This window comes from Deinococcus arcticus (assembly GCF_003028415.1).
Classification (GTDB): Bacteria; Deinococcota; Deinococci; order Deinococcales; family Deinococcaceae; genus Deinococcus; species Deinococcus arcticus.
The window spans coordinates 1-1168 of the sequence record NZ_PYSV01000050.1; the positions used below are offsets into that span (position 1 = coordinate 1).

Genomic DNA, 1168 nt, shown 5'->3' on the forward strand with positions numbered 1-1168 from the left:
CTAGTGCAGCGTTCAATTAATACGAATGGCTTCGTAGTGGGGTTGGAGGGTTCGACGGGCGACTTGGGTTGAAAACTGCCAACTGAGTGTGGCCCCAGCACGTTCACGCGCTGCGACCCAAGCCTCGACTTCGGAACGAAGCCGTTCCAGCGAGGCGATACGCCGATTCAAGCACTGCCTTTGAAGGGCACTGAATTCCAACTCCGCCATATTCAGCCAAGAGGCGTGTTTGGGCGTGTAGATCCACTCAAATCGGCCCACCAGTTGGTGGGCCTGCTGTGGGTTCATCCACTTGTAAAAACTGCCCCCATGATGGGTATTGAGGTTGTCCTGGACCAGGGTGATCTGCACGGCTACCGGGTAGGCCCGTTCCAGATCCTGCATAAATGCCGTGTACTCCTCGGCGGTTCGTCGAGCACAGACCTTCACGAACCGCCGACCCGTCCGGGGCTCGACCGCAAGCAGCAATGCACAACTGCCGAATCGCAGATATTCATAGTCTTCTTTGGCGACTCGTCCCGGTTCCATGGGAACCGGGGCCAGAACATCACCGATGAGGAAGCAGGGCTGCTCATCGAAACACAGCACAGGGAAACGCTCATCGTAAGGCCGTGCATACACGTCGAGGACACGCTCCATCTCGCACAGAAACTTTGCGGTCAGCTGCGCGATGCACCACTGCCTTTTGCGGTGCGGCTGGACCGCGTTTTTTTGAGGATATAGAACACCGTCGACGGTGCAATCTCGTCGACCACATTCAGTTCTACGGCTTTTTCAGCGAGCAGCCGAATACTCCACTGCGCGTGCCCTTCGGGCGCCTCACTGCACGCGAGCGCAGTGATCGCCGCCCGGTCCTTGCCATCGAATTTTGCGGGTCGACCCGTATGAGGGGCGTCGAAGAGGGCATCATCCAGACCACCCAGCACAAAGCGTTTCCGCGTCGCCTGGACCATTTGCACGCTGATTTCAAGCGCGCCACTGATGTCTGAGTCGGAGATCTGCCGATGGGTCATCAGCAGAATTCGGGCGCGGGTCATGACCCGCGCCTTGCCGCTCCCTCTGCTGACCATCGCTTTGAGGGTCTGTTCCTGTTCACCACTCAACTGCACCACGTACCGAAGAGGTCGGCTCATCCTTAACTATTACAAATTCTAGAACGCTGCACTAG

Annotated in this window: 2 protein-coding genes; both read right to left on the bottom strand. The window is 57.6% G+C overall.

The genetic code is table 11. The features are described from left to right. Positions 1-12 precede the first annotated feature (12 nt). Complete coding sequence (locus tag C8263_RS18700) at positions 13-672, bottom strand: IS630 family transposase (RefSeq protein WP_107139612.1); 660 nt, start codon at positions 670-672, stop codon at positions 13-15. Further along, positions 660-1133, bottom strand: coding sequence for a helix-turn-helix domain-containing protein (locus C8263_RS18705; RefSeq protein WP_107139613.1), 474 nt, complete (start codon positions 1131-1133; stop codon positions 660-662). Before C8263_RS18705 ends, C8263_RS18700 begins: the two co-directional genes overlap by 13 nt. Positions 1134-1168 lie beyond the last annotated feature (35 nt).

What these genes read in the sequence shown, in the direction of transcription:
- C8263_RS18705 (WP_107139613.1), bottom strand. Translation starts at nt 1,133, where the DNA reads ATGAGCCGACCTCTTCGGTACGTGGTGCAGTTGAGTGGTGAACAGGAA.